This window comes from Dethiosulfovibrio salsuginis, assembly GCF_900177735.1.
GTDB classification, from domain to species: Bacteria; Synergistota; Synergistia; order Synergistales; family Dethiosulfovibrionaceae; genus Dethiosulfovibrio; species Dethiosulfovibrio salsuginis.
The window spans coordinates 48,597-64,268 of sequence record NZ_FXBB01000001.1 but is presented as its reverse complement, the minus strand read 5'-3'; the positions used below and the strand labels follow the sequence as shown (position 1 = coordinate 64,268).

The following is a 15,672-nucleotide window of genomic DNA, read 5'->3' as shown; positions in this document are numbered from 1 at the left end:
AAACACATGAAGACTGTTATCCTAAAATTTATAGCGATGTCCTTTCTAATAGCCTTTCTCGGATCCGGTCTGGAGGCCTCGGAGATAAACGTAGGGATCGGTGTAAACCTCTCCTTTGGAGAGCTTTCCTCCTCATCTACTATGACCATGACCGACAAAAAAGGGGCTAGAATATCAGGAAAGAATCTTAAATTCTCAGTATCGGGAAAATCGGTTATCGTCTCCGGTAAAGCGTTTACACCTCCTTTGCAGATTCGATCCTCATCTCCAATCGTGTATAACAAGAGGCCCTATCTTGGTTTTTTTAAGGTAACTCTTTCAAGAGGCAGGCTTTTTGTCGTAAATGTCATAGATGTCGAGAGTTACCTTAGAGGCGTGCTAAAGATGGAGGTAAACCCTGGGTGGCCGAAAGAGTCCCTCAAGGCTCAGGCCATAATATCGAGAACATACGCACTGAATCAAATGGGGCGGCATGGGTCGGACGGCTTTGACGTCTGTGCCACACAGCACTGTCAGGTTTACAGAGGTATCAACGCCCACGATAGGGCGATCGATAAGGCTATCTCCGAAACTAAAGGCAAGGTGTTGACCTATAAAGGTAGTTTAGCGAAAACCCTGTTTCACTCCGATAGCGGAGGCATTACCGCCGCGGCTAAAGACGTCTGGGGAGGAGACCTACCTTATCTCGTCTCCGTTTCCGATCCCGTCTCTTCATCCTCTCCTCACTCAAAATGGACGGCTTCCCTTACCGGCAGTCAGATAGGCACAGCATTAGCACGTATTGGTCAAAATATCGGAACTGCGACGTCTATCTCCGTTCTCTCCAGGGATGGCTCTGGCAGGGTTCTCGATATGGAGGTACTTGGGACCAGCGGAAGAATAAAGATCAGAGCCCATAAATTTAGAGAAGCTCTAGGAGGTTCTTTGGTGAAAAGCACGAGCTTTACGCTTAGAGGGTCGGCGTCTTTGCCGACTTCAGAGCCTCTAAAGCCCGCTCCCAATCGTCCTAACTTAAGTGACATCCTTTCACCGGCGGAAGAGAGGCTCCTGATGATGCTTACAAAACAGGGAGCTTTTTCCTCCGATGAATTAATAGCTATGTTGATGGACCCATCTAAAAAAAGATATTTTATTCAAAAGGCCCAGGGAAAGGCACCTTTACAGCCTCAAACGCCGGTTATAGCCGAAAGGAAGCCCGCTTCTGGTGGCGGATTTATCCTCGAGGGGAAGGGCTGGGGGCATGGGGTAGGGCTATCCCAATGGGGAGCTATGGCATTGGCTTCTTCTGGGTGGTCTGCGGAGAGGATCTTAGCTCACTATTACCCTGGAACATCTATCGCTATTCGTAAATAAATCTGGAGGCTCTTTTTTATGGATGAAAAATTTTACAGGGTTTCGACCTATAACTACAGTCTTCCTGAAAAACTTATAGCCCAGAATCCTGTAGTACCTAGAGATTGCTCTAGATTGCTTTTTCTATCTAAAAAAGATGGGGCTATCGAACATAGGCGATTTTGTAATCTACTAGATTACCTCGTCCCTGGGGATCTGTTAGTTAGAAATAACACAAAGGTCATGCCCTCGAGGTTGATAGGCTTTAAACCTGGTATGGCTTCGGAGGTTGAAATACTGCTCTTGTCCCCTCTGTCGACGGACACCTGGGAAGCCATGGTTAGACCGGGAAGGCGTTTAAAGCCCGGTACATCGGTGTCGCTCTCCGACGGAACGAAGATCAAGGTCGAAAGCGTCAGGGACGATGGTCTCAGAGCCCTCTCTTTCCCTCCAGGAACCGACGTAATGGATCTTATGGATAGGCTTGGTTCCATCCCTCTGCCGCCCTATATTAACTCATCTACTGCCCCAGATGAATCCTATCAGACAGTGTTTGCCAAAGAGGCCACATCTGCAGCTGCTCCTACCGCAGGGCTTCATTTTACCGACTCTCTGATAGAGAGTATAAGGCTCAAAGGTGTAGAGATCGTAGACGTAACTCTGGACGTAGGACTTGGGACTTTTAGGCCAGTTAAAGAGGAGGACCTGAGAGAGCACCCTATGCATCTAGAACGTTGTAGAGTACCGGAGGCCACCGCAGCGGCGATCAATAAAGCCAAAAAAGAAGGCAGGAGAGTTATAGCTGTAGGGACAACCTCCGTCAGGACTTTAGAGAGTATGTATAGAGAGGGTATATTGAAACACGGTGATACAGATACCTCTTTATTCATCTACCCTGGTTATTCGTTTCAAGTTATCGATGGAATGGTAACCAATTTCCATCTTCCTCAGAGCACTTTGCTTATGCTTGTATCCGCTTTCGCTGGATACGAATTTACCATGTCCGCTTACAAAGAGGCGGTCTCGGAGGAGTACAGGTTTTTCTCCTTTGGAGACGCTATGCTCATACTTTAAGGGTGGATAATCATGAAAAAAGTATTTTTTATCCTGACTTCTATCCTTGTGATAGGACTAGCGATATATTTTCCCTCAAGCACATGGAAGGATATTTTTATAATGCCTTTTTACCCTGAAGGCGAGCCTGTAAAATTAACCGTCCTTCCCGGCCAAAGCGTAAGATCGGTCGCCGATTATATGGTTGACCTAGGTCTAGCGGTCGACAGGGACAACCTGATAATGTTTATGGTTCAAAGTGGGCTGGACAGAAAGCTGAAGCCTGGAATATATCGGCTATCTCCGGGGCCCAGCTGGAAAGTCGTTCGTCAGATGATGGGGAAAAACCCCGACAGTTTTGTGGTGACGATCATACCAGGGACGGACCTAAACCGATATTTCCCTGTCAATGCTCTTTCACAGGATAGTAGCACAACTGCCTTGGCGGAAGATAATCTATGGCCTAGGGATATGCTATCTATCCTTCCAGAGGAAAGTTCCGTAAGATCGGTTTTTTTGCTGCCTGAGACCTACCATCTTCCTAGAAATAACCCTAAAGATCTAGTAGTACAGGCCTCTAACGAATGGTGGAAATCTTTAGGTAGTAGTTTTATTTCCTCCGAAGACGCTTTTAAAAAGGCTATCGTGGCTTCTTTAGTTGAAATGGAGTCTTTTAAGGATGACGAAAAACCTAAAATAGCTGGAGTTATTTATAATAGGCTTGATAAGGGAATGCTTTTGCAGATAGATGCAACGGTGGTTTATTCCTGGAAACTCAAAGGGCGGGACCTCCGAAGGGTTATGCACGATGACCTAAAAGTAGATAGTCCATATAATACCTACAGGTTTAAAGGACTTCCCCCTGCTCCCATATGTATCCCTTCTCTTACGTCCTGGAAAGCCGCTCTCTCTCCTGATAGCCATTCCTATCTCTACTACGTTGCCGATGGCACCGGTGGACATGTTTTTACTAAAAGCTATAAAGAACATCTTAAAGCTATTAAATCGATCAGAGGAAATTAACTTTTTTCTCGAGAATCGAAGGAGGATACCTACTATGGTTGACGCTATAAATCGCTGCCCTGGATGTGGAGCTGAGTTTCAAACGGATAACCCCGATGGTGGGGGTTATATTCCCTCTAACAAGACCCCAGATGGAAAACTTGTCTGTCGTAGATGTTTTCAAATGAGACATTATGGTGTGCTAAAAAAGGCATCCATAAAGGACAAAGTAATAAAAGAGGATATACTGAGCCAGGTAAAGAGATGTTCTGCGGTCTTTCTGGTGGTCGATATCGGTCAATTTGAGATATCCTGTGAAGCTTTAAACTGGGCGGTAGAAATGGATAAACCGGTTTTTGTTTTAGTTAACAAGTGCGACGTGCTAAAAAAATGGGTTACTCCAGACCAAATATCACGTTGGGTTTCCGATAGGCTAAAGCTTGACCCTAAAAGAATTATCCCTATATCCGCCAAAGATAGGAGAGCTATGGCGGATCTAAGACACCGCATAGAGGACACCTTTTCTCCCGGTGAGGCTATCCTGCTCTTAGGTACCACAAACGTAGGGAAAAGCACTCTGCTCTCCGGCCTGATATGCAGCGATACTCCAACGGTCTCTCGGCTTCCTGGAACCACCTTAGGCGTAGTAGAGGGAAAGGGAAAAAGCGGTCGTGTTCTTTATGTCGATGCCCCTGGTCTTAAAGAATCTAATCCATGGCTATCTAGGATGTGTCCTGAATGCTTGGTAGCTCTTATTCCCCAAAAGGGTTTTTCTAACTTTGTTTTTACTTTAAAGACAGGTCAGGTTATCGCTTTAGGCGGCCTTGGGTGGCTTAGATTGGACAGCTGTGGCGACAGAGGGTGGGTCAAGGTAGAGGTCTTTGTGCCAGAAGGTGTCACCGTTCACGCGACAAATTCCGATAAATTTAAGTCTCTATGCGATCCTTTCAGAGAAGATATTATGTCCCCTCCCTGTCCGAGCTGTTGGAGTTCTCTGGATGGTCCATCTTATACATCTCATCCCGTTTCTATCCACGTAAATCAGGATCTCGTTATTCCTGGATGTGGTTGGATTGCCCTTAGGAGCGGTAACTTCTCTGGCACCTTATCGTTGCCGGAAGGGGTCGATCCGGTAGTTCGTCCCAGTCTGATACCCTCTGAAGCGGTCAGAAAAAAGGCCTAAGGTAGGGCGATATGGCCTTTTTAGAGTATCTCAGGGAGAGATGGATCTCGGAAGTAGAACTATCCAAGGCAAGTCTAGGGGATCTTTACTTTCAAAACGCGTCGGGGCATCATTTAGTCCTCGATGACGGGAAAATAGAGGAAGCTGGTTCTTCATCGGCCTCTGGAGTCGGTGGACGACTTATCGTCGGCGATAAAACCTTTTACTCCAGCAGGAACGGCACGAATGGTCTAGCCTTAGGCGGAGTGATAGGAGATCTATCAAATATAGGCGGTTGGAGCTCTAGAGATATACAGGAAGGGCCAGACCTCATAGTATCCCCTCAGGTGCAGGTTCCCCGTATCGGTGATAGACTGAAGGCTATAGATAGCAGGCTCAGGTCAAGATCCTCGATCGTACAGGTGGAGATATCCCTCTCTACTTCGGAGAAAGAAATAATGATCGTGCAGGAAAAAGGGAATATATCGAGAGAGTCAAGGAAATATTCCATGTACAGCGTCAACGTGGTGGCAGAAGGAAGAGGGGAGTTCCAAACAGCTCTAAAGGTTTCCGCTTGCAGGGGTTCTATGGAGGATCTTTTGTCCCTAACAAACCTAGAGGTACTGGCCGACCAGGCATCTGAGACCGCCGAAATGATGTTGAAAGCATCTCCGTGTCCTGCGACAACTATGCCTGTGATAATGGCAGGGGAGGCCGGTGGAACGGTCGTACACGAGGCCTGCGGACATGGAATGGAAGCGGATATAGTGGAGAGAGAGTTCTCGGTATACAGAGACATGATAGGAAAAACGGTAGCCTCCCCTATAGTGACTATCGTAGACGACGGATCGATCCAGGGACTTTATGGCAGCTATGGTTTTGACGATGAGGGAACTCCATCAGGCAGAACGGTGCTGGTCGATAAAGGTATACTAAAGGGATATCTCACCGATAGGGAAATGGCCTTAAAGCTGGGTATACCTCTAACGGGAAACGGTAGAAGATCGTCTTACAGAGTTCCACCTCAGCCTCGTATGTCAAATACTTTTATCGAACCTGGAAATGGGTCTATAGATGATCTTATATCGTCGGTAGACTACGGTTTGTTGGTACGACAGATGGGAGGTGGAGAGGTAAACCCTACATCCGGAGATTTTGTATTTCATGTGACAGAAGGTTATCTCATCAGAAAGGGGTCTCTCTCCCCTGTCAGGGGAGCGATTCTCTCCGGCAACGGTCCCGATATATTGAAAAAAATAGTCGGAGTGGGAAGGGATTTAAGTTTTTTACCTGGAATGTGCGGAAAGGGAGGCCAAAACGTGCCTGTGACCGACGGTCAGCCGGCTATTCTGGTGGAAGCTATGACGGTAGGAGGGAGTTCGACGGCGATATGACCAATGAAAACGACGTTGACCTTGTTATAAGAAGGAGAAAAAGGCGTCTGACACAACAGGATAAGCGGTACAAAAGAACCTTTGTCTTTAGATTGTGCTGTCTGATTTTTTTTATTTTTTCCCTGTATCTTTTGGGAGCCATATGCACTTCTTGGACTGGGTTATGGGGTAGATCGTTAGGGAACGCTATACTTTTCCCTGTAGGGGGAGCTGTGGTCGTCCCAACGATGTTTATCTCCTATCTCCTTTTTGGTGTAAGCACCGGAAGAGCTATCGTGAACTTAAAATCTCAGATACTCGGTTCAGTTTTTTTGACTGTGTCTTTTTTTATCCTGACCTGCTTTATGGATATGGCCGGTTCTTCATACCGACTGGCTGATCCCGGATGGCTAGGAGAGGCTTTATCTAAGGGGATGGTGGGTACGGTAGGGACCTTAGGGGCTTTCTTGCTAGGTTTTGTTATGCTATTTTTATCCGTTGTTATCTACGGTGTGATGCCTTTGGATCGTGATAACGCAAAAATGATAGTAAAAAAAGCACAGACCATGGCTCGAGGGATAATTATTAAATTAAGGCATATCAAAATAAAAAAAAGAGGGCATGGGGAGGAGGACTTACCTATGTCCGATATTGATGATTTTTCCTCCGAAATACCTAAGATAATCGTTAAGCCCACAGAGCCATCCGACCTCTCGGAAGACTTTGAGCCCCAACCGGAGAGGGAAGATCTGGATGTTCATCTGGAGGAGGAAGAGCGGGAGGAAGTCGTGACCGGGGAATCCCTATTATCACAGATAAAACCGGAGAGAAAAGTCTCTTTTTCCGATCAGACACCTATAGACTCGCATTCTACAGGCAAAACAGAGCACAAAGAAGAGAAGCGTTCCCTGCCGATGGAGTTTTTCGGGGTGGAGAATAACGATTTCCCTGGAAACGATCCTATGGTACTTCGGCAGAAGGGGTTGGATATCGTCACAGCTTTGGCTAATTTTGGGGTAGAGGCTGAGCTGGCTAACGCTATGGAAGGACCTACGGTTGTTCAATATCAGATACAGCTAGCTCCTGGGGTCAAGGTAAGTAAAGTCGCCGGTTTAAGCAAAGATCTGGCGGTAGCGATGGCGGTTCAATCTCTACGGGTTGAGGCACCTATTCCCGGGACATCCTATGTAGGGATTGAGGTCCCTAACAAGAGGAGAAGACCGGTTACATTGAGATCGGTGATGGAATCGGATAGTTTTTCGGACTGCGACTCCATACTGCCTCTGCCTATAGGTCTGGCTATCGACGGATCTCCTATGGTAATAGGCTTGGAGGACCTCCCACATCTTTTAGTCGCAGGAACGACAGGTTCCGGTAAAAGCGTCTTCGTTACCAGCTGTATAACTGCCCTCTGTGCAACGAGAACTCCGTCGGAGCTTCGATTTATACTTATCGATCCCAAGAGGGTTGAAATGGCCATATACGAAAAATTGCCTCACGTTTTGGCAAAGCCCGTCGTCGATCCCCACAAGGCAGTTCAAGCTCTAGGATGGGCAGTCAGAGAGATGGAGCGTAGATACGAGGTTTTTGCCCGTTTAAGGGTTAAAAATCTCGAAGGGTATAACCACAAATCTGACGATATGTTACCTCATATAGTTATCGTCGTAGATGAGCTCGCGGACTTGATGTTTACCGCTTCTAAAGACGTCGAGGACTATATCTGTCGGCTGGCACAGATGGCTAGAGCGACAGGGATTCACCTTATTCTCGCGACTCAGAGGCCTTCGGTTAACGTCATCACCGGTCTTATTAAGGCCAATATCCCCGCTAGAGCCGCTTTTACTCTGCCATCACAGACCGATTCTCGGACCATCATAGACGTATCAGGTGCTCAGCAGTTACTTGGGAAAGGCGATATGCTCTTTACCAGCACTAAATACCCCAAGCCCGTCAGGGTACAAGCTCCTTTTATAGACGAAGAGAGCTCTTTTAAAGTAATAGAGTCCCTTAGAGAGGCTTTTGGAGATCCTAAATACGTTGAACTGGAGGATCCAAAGGCCAAAAACGGCAACGGTATAGGTGATTTTATGGAGGATGAGCGGCTTGAGGAGGCGGTCAGGTTGGTTATGCAGACCGGAATTGCCTCAGCTAGCAGGCTTCAAAGGCAGATGAGGGTTGGCTTCACCAGAGCCGCTAGGATGATAGATATTATGGAACAAATGGGCATCATCGGTCCCCAAGAAGGTTCAAAACCAAGAGAGATATACGTCGACGAAGAGAGGGCTGAGGAGATAATTGAAGAGTGCCGTCGATAATGGAAAATTTTTAGGGTGGAAAAACGTTCTAGTAGAACTCAAGGCCCCAAACCTTCCGGAAGAGGACGTTTTGCTCGTCTCTGGAGGAAGAGGACCTGATCCACATTGGTTAAGGACCATGGCTGAAACTCGAAGAGTGTGGGCAATAGATTCCGGTGCCGATTACTGCAAAGAGGCATCTGTAGTCCCTGAGATGGCCATAGGGGACTTCGATAGCATAGCGAACGACACGATGGATTGGTTAATCTCTGAAGGGGTTAAAATGGATACATACAGTTGGGAGAAAGACATTACCGACCTTCAAATTTCCCTGGACCTCTGCGATAGACTGCTATCCCCTGTTTTTGGAACTATCACAGGAATCTGGGGGGGGCGGTTTGACCATGTATGGAGTTCTATTAACTCTATTCTACGTCACAACGTTAAGGGCAGTTATTTCAGGTTTTTAGGGGATAACATGGAGATGATGATTATCGTTAGAGGAGGGGAGAGTCTGGTTTTACGGCACGAAAGCCCTAGTCCACTGGACATAGTCTCACTGTTGCCTCTCTCCGATTTATGTGACGGTGTATCTATCAAAGGGGTAAAATGGCCTTTAGAAAAGGTCTCCCTTAGTAGAGATTATCCTTACAGTATAAGCAATTTCCCTGTAGAGGATACGGAGGTGGCTTTGGAATCCGGTTGGATGGGGGTATATCTTAAGGGGAGGTAACCCTAAAAGGGAAGCGGGCCCTTAAAGGGCCCGCTTAACCTTGTTGGATCGAAGGCAACGGGAACAAATCCGAAGCTTTCTGGTTTCGCCGACGCCGAGATCAACCCTCACGGAGTGAAGGTTAGGAAGCCAGCGTCTGCGGGTCTTCCTGTGAGAGTGACTTACGGCGTTGCCAGTAGCTGGACCTCGACCGCAACAGTCGCACACCTTAGACATAATGTTCGGCCTCCTTGCGTAGATTCACTTGAACCTAGGCATTGTATCACACAAACACCAAAAGGGGCAAATTGATATGCTCTTTTATCTGGAGGTTTTTTGATGGGTTTTTCTTTAAAAATAGCGGAGTTGGAAAATATCCTTAGAAAATTAGAGTCCGATGCGATTCCTCTGGAGGAGTCTTTCTCTTTGTTCGAGGAGGGGAAGGCTCTTATTGCGGACTGTCGCAAACAGCTCGAGTCGTTTGAGAGAAAGGTCACTATTCTTACTGAAAAAGGAGAAGAGGCCTTGGAGCAAGGAAATGAAGGGTAAGAACTCATTATATGAGAGGGGCCTGTGAAAATGCAGAATATTGACGTTAGAGAGATTTTAAAAGATAAAAAAAATATATTTGAAATTGGGTTGCAGATATGGGCGGATAATCCGCCAGCAAACACCCCTGAAACCATATGGAACTCTATGGTATACTCTATGAAGGTTGGGGGCAAAAGGCTGAGGCCCGTACTGTGTCTTGCCTCAGCGGAGCTCTTTGGGGTATCAAACGGCGATGTTATGCCTATGGCGTTAGCATTGGAGATGGTCCACACCGCATCCCTTATACACGACGATCTGCCCGCTATGGATGACGACGATCTTAGAAGGGGAAAGCCCACAAATCACGTGGTTTACGGTGAGGCTATGGCTATTCTCGCTGGGGACGCCCTTCTTTGCCATGCGTTTGAGTATCCCATGGTCCATTTAAATTTGCCTCCAGAGAGGATCATAGCGGCGATCTCCTGTTTTGCTAAAGCCCTCGGACCTTACGGTATGTGTGGAGGGCAAGTTTGGGATATGGAGGGGAAAGAATCCCCTGAGAATATCTCCGCCCTTAAAACAGGCCAGCTGATAAGGGCGTCGGTGGTCACAGGAGCTATCTTAGCGGGAGCCACCGTCGAGGATCAGAATAAAATAGACCTCTACGGATCAGCTTTAGGCACCGCCTTTCAGATAGCCGACGATATATTGGACGTTATCGGAACTGAGGAGCAGATGGGTAAATCTATAGGCAAGGACCAAAGCCAAGGAAAAAGAACCTTTGTCTCCGTTTATGGCCTGGATGGGGCTAGAACGCTTCTGAATAAATACACCGACCTCGGGATATCCCATTTATCCGGCTTTGGGGATAAGGCTTCCTTTCTAATTGCCTTATCTAAATATCTCGAGCACAGAACAATGTAGAGGTCATAGACATGTCGTTATTGGAAAACATAGAGGATTTTAGGCAACTCAAGGAGCTAAATTCCAACGATCTTTCGGTTCTGTGCCAGGACATAAGGACTTTGATCGCCGATGTCATCTTTCGAAACGGTGGCCATCTAGCGTCATCTTTAGGGACAGTCGAGCTTACCGTCGCTCTTTTGAGGAATTTTAACCCTTTAAACGATAAGATCGTATTTGATGTCGGCCATCAAACCTACCCGTACAAAATCCTTACAGGTAGAAGGGATCTTTTCCATACCATAAGGCAGTTCGGTGGCCTGAGCGGTTTTCCTAAGAGAAACGAAAGTCCCTGCGATCACTTCGACGTTGGGCACAGCAGCACCTCTCTCTCCGCCGCTTTAGGTTACGCTAAAGCCAGGGATATACTCAAACAGGATCACCATGTAGTAGGAGTCATCGGCGATGGGGCGATCATAAACGGAATGGCCTTTGAAGCACTGAATCACCTGAAAGACGCTGACACAAAGGTTATCTATATACTAAACGATAACACAATGTCAATTAGCCCTAGAGTTGGAGGTGCGGCGACCCACTTTGCCTACCTTAGCACAAACCCTTACTATCAAAAACTGAAAAAAGCAATTAAGGGATGTTGCAAGAGCTTACCTAAAGGAGAGAGTATCGAGAGCTTTCTGGGAAACGCAAAGGACCAGATAAAGAGCCTCGTCAAGCCGGACAACATATTTAACTCTCTCGATATAGATTACTGGGGGCCTTTTGACGGTCATTCCATAGAGGAAATGGACCTTATCTTTCACTTGGCTAAGAGTTTCGATAGGTCTGTAGTAATACATCTCATAACTCAAAAAGGCAGAGGCGTAGAGGCTGCGGAAAACGAACCGAGTAAATATCATGGAATAGGGGTGGCTTTCTCCAAGGAGGCACCTAAGTCACTCTCCTGGAGCCAGGCTTTTGCGAATAAAGTCGAGAAAATAGCGGAAAAAGACCCTCGAGTGGTCGCTTTGACGCCTGCTATGAAAGAAGGATCAGCCTTAAACTCCTTCGCCGCTCGGTATCCTAAAAGATTTTTTGACGTCGGAATAGCGGAAGAGCATATGATGACTTTATCCGCAGGTATGGCAGCTGGAGGGCTTAGGCCTGTTGCTTTTATATACTCTACTTTTCTACAAAGGGCTATGGATCAACTCAGTCATGACGTATGCATTCAATCTCTCCCCGTCCTTATTGCGGTAGATCGAGCTGGAATGATAGGGGAAGACGGTGAAACCCATCAGGGGTTATCGGATATAACCTGGTGTCGATCGATACCTAACCTGGTATTTCAGGCTCCCAGGGATCTGGTAGATCTTGAGATTATGATCGATGAAGCTATGAAAAGATCCGGTGCTACCGCTATAAGATACCCCAGAGGATCGGTGATTCAGGCCCTGTGTCGAGATAATCTCAAAAAAACAGGGGGCATAAAGGCGGAGATCCTCTACGAACCTCAAGGAGAGACCCTCTTTATAGGGATAGGAAAAACCGTTCATTTCCTGAACGAAGCCCGAAACGAGGCGATCGAGAAGGGCTTTGCAGAGCCAGGACTGATGGACCTGAGAACGATTGCCCCTCTGGACTGGGATACCATAGATCCTTTAATAATGAAAGGATATCGCATTTTAATAGCAGAGGATGGCTATCTCACAGGAGGGATTGGAGAGGCTATAGCCGCCAGAGCCACCGAAATAGGGGCCTCCTGTTCCATCGAACTCATGGGGGTTAGCGACATGTTCTTGCCTCACGGAACGGTAAACGATCAATGGAACCTGTGTGGTATGACTATAGACAAGGCGGTGGCTTTCTGCGGTGAAAAAACAGAGAGAAAGACTGGATAAGTTGCTTGTAGATCGAGGGCTTGTGGAGACCAGAAATAAAGCTCAAGCCCTCATAATGGGCGGCGTCGTCTACGTTCAAGGGGAAAAAGTGGATAAAGCGGGTACGTCGATAGACGTTGAATCGAATCTCGAGGTCAGAAACGCCAAAGAGGAGTGGGTGAGCAGAGGAGCTCACAAACTGATAAAAGCTCTGGATGTCTTTCCCTTGGACGTAAACGGAAAGGTCTGTGTAGATGTAGGAGCCTCTACAGGGGGTTTTACCGATGTCCTTTTGCGCAGAGGCGCCTCTATGGTTTACTCCGTCGACGTTGGGTATGGACAACTACACTGGAGGCTAAGACAGGACAGTCGGGTTATCGTTATGGAGAGGACAAACGCCAGATATCTTGAGGGTGCCTCTTTTTCCCCTGCCCCTGAAATCGGGGTCATGGACGCCTCTTTCATCTCCGCTAGACTGTTACTCCCGGCTATAGAGTCGATCTTGCCGGATGGAGGAGCGATAATCTCGCTCATAAAGCCTCAGTTTGAAGCTGGAAGGGAGAGAATCGGGAAGGGGGGGGTGGTCCGTTCCCCTGAAATCCACCTGGAGATACTCGTGGAAGTTGCGGATTTTTTGAGGGAAAAGACCGACCTAGGCCTTGTCGGCTGTAGCTTTTCACCGATAAAAGGGCCTAAGGGCAACATAGAGTTTCTTTTTTACATGGTAAAAGGCGAGGTAGGTAAAGATATAGACCTCAAAGGTATAGTCGATGAAGCCCATCAGGATGGTCTAAGGTGAGAGAGAAGAGCGTTATAGGACTCATCGTAAATACGAGAAAGCCTAAGGCTATAGACCTGGCTCTTGATCTTCTTAGATGGGGACCTGGTGAAGACATATGCTTTAGACTTCCTCCTTTAGAGTCCTCGGTGCTTGGAATACCTGTAGAGGAGGAAAACTGGAAGGACCAGGTAGCCGTCGCTCTGGTTATAGGTGGAGACGGCACGTTTTTAAGAGCAGCCCGTTATGTTTTAGACGATAAGATAGCCCTCTTTGGGGTCAACGTAGGACACCTCGGTTTTCTCGCTGCAGGAGATCCGTGTGGAGTAAAAGACGATGTCCTTCAAATAGCAAATGGGAACTATCGCATACAACAGAGGCAAATTTTGCTAGGCGAGATATACCGTTCCGGACAGATAGAACATAGGCTTTACGCCCTCAACGACTTGGTGCTTACCAAAGGTCCTCTAGCAAGGGTCATGGAGGTGGATATCCACATATGCAACAAGTTGACCGGAACCTTGAGGGCGGACGGGATAATTGCATCCACTCCAACTGGATCAACCGCCTATGCTCTCTCTGCCGGTGGGCCCATAGTGCCACCTCATGTGCCCTGTATGATATTAGCTCCTATATGCGCCCATACCCTATACGCCAGGCCTATGGTCTTAGGTCCTGAGGACGTCTTGACGCTGGTGCCGAGAGGGGAGAGTCGTGACCTAACCCTCACCCAGGACGGCCAATTAGGGTATGAGATTCTCCCTGGAGATAGAATAGAAATAACACTATCCTCGGACAAAAAAGTCGATGTCCTTTGGTTGCCTGACAGAGATTACTACGACCTATTGAGCAAAAAATTGATGTGGGGAAAAACTTTTTACTCAGGTGAGAATAAGGAGTGACCCAGTTGATCGAAGAAGTCCACTTAGAGAATATCGGAGGCATAGAGGAAGCCCAACTTTGTTTCTCTCCTGGCCTTACCGCTATAACAGGAGAAAGCGGTGCAGGAAAAAGCAGCTTAGTCAGGGCCCTTGAGCTTGTAGCAGGCAAAAGATCGGCCTCTACTATGATAAAAGCCGGTAGCGATAACGGTTCGGTGGAAGCAATTTTTAATTCTCCATCATCAAAAAACCTCCCCCCTTGGGAAGAGGGTAAACTTTTTATTAAAAGAGAGGTCAATAAAAACGGTAGAGGTCGAGTATGGGTCCAAAATCGCCAGGTGCCTTTATCGACTTTAAGCGAATTATCTCGAGAACTGATAACTATCCAAAGCCAGTTTGCCCAGCTCGAATTGCTTAATCAGGATAATCAGCTCCAGATGGTCGATAGTTGCGGAGGCCCCTCTCTTGCAGCTCTAAAAAAAGAGTTAAAAAGTGAGGTTAAGTCGACTATCGAGCAGGAAAAAAGATTGCTCACCATCAAAAAAAGGCAAAGAGAGATTACCGATAGGTTTCAAAAAGCTGAGGATATCGTCCATCGATGGAGAAAGATGGAGATCAACAAAGAGAGTGAAACTACCTGGGAGGAGGACCATAGAAAACTGTCCTCCGAGTTGGCTAGGATGAACGATCTTAGAAAAATACGATTCAGGATGAAAAACGATGAACCAGGTAGTTTAAAGGAAGAGCTGGAGGATATAATGGAACAGGTTCTAAGGAGGCTACCTCAGGAAAACAGAGAGGAAGTCTCCGGCCATATAGACCTGTTGCTGGAATCCTACAGTTCTATTCTCTCTATACTTGACGAAGCGGGGGACGAGGAAAACCGCAACCTTCTGGAAGAGAGCGTCGAGGAACTAGAATCTAAAATGGGAGCTCTCCGAAAGTTGAAAAGAACCGCCGGTGTTGCTAACGTAGAGGAACTTATCGATTACTGTGAAGAGGCAGATAGAGAGTTAGAGTGGCTGAGAAGCAGTAACGACCTTAAAAACGACGTAGAGCGTCAAGTAGAGGAGCACAGAAAAAGCGCCTCTAGGATGGCTTTAGAGCTTCGGAGGCGGAGAAAAGAAGCGTCTTTATGGCTTGAATCCAGGGTGAACCTCTGTCTATCCCAGATGGCCATGGAGGACAGCCTGTTTTCCGTTGGGCTGATAGAGGAGAGCCGTCTTCGTACGACAGGAGCGGAATCGGTTGAGTTTAGATTATCCTGGGGCAAGGGAGATCCTGGTCCTGTCTCTAAAATGGCCTCAGGAGGAGAGCTTAGCAGAATATTGCTGGCCATAAGGCTATCTCTGCCAGACGATCAGTTCCCGTCCACTGTGGTCTTTGACGAGGTCGAGGCTGGGCTAGGCGGTAAGGCCGCTGTTCTGGCTGGAATAAAACTAAAGGAGCTCTCAAATCGTTGCCAGGTGATATTGATAACCCACGAGGCCACAATTGCCGCTCAAGCGGATTGTCATATGGTGGTTCGCCGTAAAGGAAACGAAAGCTACATCGAAAAGCTCGATAGAGATGGGAGGGTCTCCGAGATAGCTAGAATGTTATCTGGAGACTTTAACCTTGAAGAGGCCAAGTCCCATGCGGCTAAACTGCTAGATTCCTGAACTCAGGTCTATCGAAAAAGAATCTAGCGGTTTTGTTTTTTCTGACTTTGGTGTAGTATATCCCTCAGATGTTCGTCGTTTTACGGACATTATTCTATACTTAGCCAGGAGGG

General features: G+C 47.2%; 14 protein-coding genes. 13 read left to right on the top strand and 1 reads right to left on the bottom strand.

Annotated features, from left to right (window positions below):
• Positions 1 to 6 precede the first annotated feature (6 nt).
• The 7 genes from B9Y55_RS00335 (at position 7) to B9Y55_RS00305 (ending at position 8,949) form a co-directional block, all read left to right on the top strand.
• Complete coding sequence (locus B9Y55_RS00335; protein WP_085543368.1) at positions 7 to 1,353, top strand: SpoIID/LytB domain-containing protein; 1,347 nt, start codon at positions 7 to 9, stop codon at positions 1,351 to 1,353.
• An 18-nt stretch (positions 1,354 to 1,371) separates the two neighbouring features.
• Positions 1,372 to 2,406 (top strand): tRNA preQ1(34) S-adenosylmethionine ribosyltransferase-isomerase QueA, encoded by a 1,035-nt coding sequence (queA, locus tag B9Y55_RS00330; RefSeq protein ID WP_085543367.1) that lies wholly within the window; start codon positions 1,372 to 1,374, stop codon positions 2,404 to 2,406.
• A 12-nt stretch (positions 2,407 to 2,418) separates the two neighbouring features.
• Positions 2,419 to 3,408 (top strand): endolytic transglycosylase MltG, encoded by a 990-nt coding sequence (gene mltG / locus B9Y55_RS00325; RefSeq protein WP_085543366.1) that lies wholly within the window; start codon positions 2,419 to 2,421, stop codon positions 3,406 to 3,408.
• A 163-nt stretch (positions 3,409 to 3,571) separates the two neighbouring features.
• On the top strand, positions 3,572 to 4,570 hold the full coding sequence (locus B9Y55_RS00320; protein ID WP_159448167.1) for a GTPase: 999 nt from the start codon (positions 3,572 to 3,574) through the stop codon (positions 4,568 to 4,570).
• 11 nt (positions 4,571 to 4,581) lie between these two features.
• Positions 4,582 to 5,943 carry a TldD/PmbA family protein gene (locus B9Y55_RS00315; RefSeq protein ID WP_085543364.1) on the top strand — a complete coding sequence of 454 codons (1,362 nt, stop codon included), beginning with the start codon at positions 4,582 to 4,584 and terminating at the stop codon, positions 5,941 to 5,943.
• A 620-nt stretch (positions 5,944 to 6,563) separates the two neighbouring features.
• Positions 6,564 to 8,237, top strand: a complete 1,674-nt coding sequence (locus B9Y55_RS00310) for a DNA translocase FtsK (RefSeq protein WP_234986056.1) — start codon at positions 6,564 to 6,566, stop codon at positions 8,235 to 8,237.
• Entirely contained in the window at positions 8,218 to 8,949 is a 732-nt protein-coding gene (locus B9Y55_RS00305; RefSeq protein WP_085543362.1) for a thiamine diphosphokinase, read from the top strand. Before B9Y55_RS00310 ends, B9Y55_RS00305 begins: the two co-directional genes overlap by 20 nt.
• 21 nt (positions 8,950 to 8,970) lie before the next feature.
• Here B9Y55_RS00305 and rpmB read toward each other — a convergent pair whose 3' ends face one another.
• Positions 8,971 to 9,165 carry a 50S ribosomal protein L28 gene (gene rpmB, locus B9Y55_RS00300; protein ID WP_085543361.1) on the bottom strand — a complete coding sequence of 65 codons (195 nt, stop codon included), beginning with the start codon at positions 9,163 to 9,165 and terminating at the stop codon, positions 8,971 to 8,973.
• A gap of 102 nt (positions 9,166 to 9,267) precedes the next feature.
• On the opposite strand from rpmB, the gene xseB reads away from it, so the two are divergent.
• From xseB to B9Y55_RS00270, 6 genes are all read left to right on the top strand, one after another.
• The gene (gene xseB / locus B9Y55_RS00295) at positions 9,268 to 9,477 is read left to right on the top strand and encodes an exodeoxyribonuclease VII small subunit (protein ID WP_085543360.1); all 210 of its coding nucleotides are present in this window, start codon (positions 9,268 to 9,270) and stop codon (positions 9,475 to 9,477) included.
• A 90-nt stretch (positions 9,478 to 9,567) separates the two neighbouring features.
• The gene (locus B9Y55_RS00290) at positions 9,568 to 10,383 is read left to right on the top strand and encodes a polyprenyl synthetase family protein (protein WP_234986052.1); all 816 of its coding nucleotides are present in this window, start codon (positions 9,568 to 9,570) and stop codon (positions 10,381 to 10,383) included.
• An 11-nt stretch (positions 10,384 to 10,394) separates the two neighbouring features.
• Complete coding sequence (gene dxs, locus B9Y55_RS00285; RefSeq protein ID WP_085543358.1) at positions 10,395 to 12,260, top strand: 1-deoxy-D-xylulose-5-phosphate synthase; 1,866 nt, start codon at positions 10,395 to 10,397, stop codon at positions 12,258 to 12,260.
• Positions 12,232 to 13,038 (top strand): TlyA family RNA methyltransferase, encoded by an 807-nt coding sequence (locus B9Y55_RS00280; protein WP_143340753.1) that lies wholly within the window; start codon positions 12,232 to 12,234, stop codon positions 13,036 to 13,038. The genes dxs and B9Y55_RS00280 overlap by 29 nt, the downstream gene beginning before the upstream one ends.
• Positions 13,035 to 13,919: an NAD(+)/NADH kinase gene (locus B9Y55_RS00275; protein WP_085543357.1), complete on the top strand. Its 885-nt coding sequence runs from the start codon at positions 13,035 to 13,037 to the stop codon at positions 13,917 to 13,919. Before B9Y55_RS00280 ends, B9Y55_RS00275 begins: the two co-directional genes overlap by 4 nt.
• A complete protein-coding gene (locus B9Y55_RS00270) occupies positions 13,916 to 15,559 on the top strand; it encodes an AAA family ATPase (RefSeq protein ID WP_085543356.1) in 1,644 nt (547 codons plus the stop codon). Before B9Y55_RS00275 ends, B9Y55_RS00270 begins: the two co-directional genes overlap by 4 nt.
• Positions 15,560 to 15,672 lie beyond the last annotated feature (113 nt).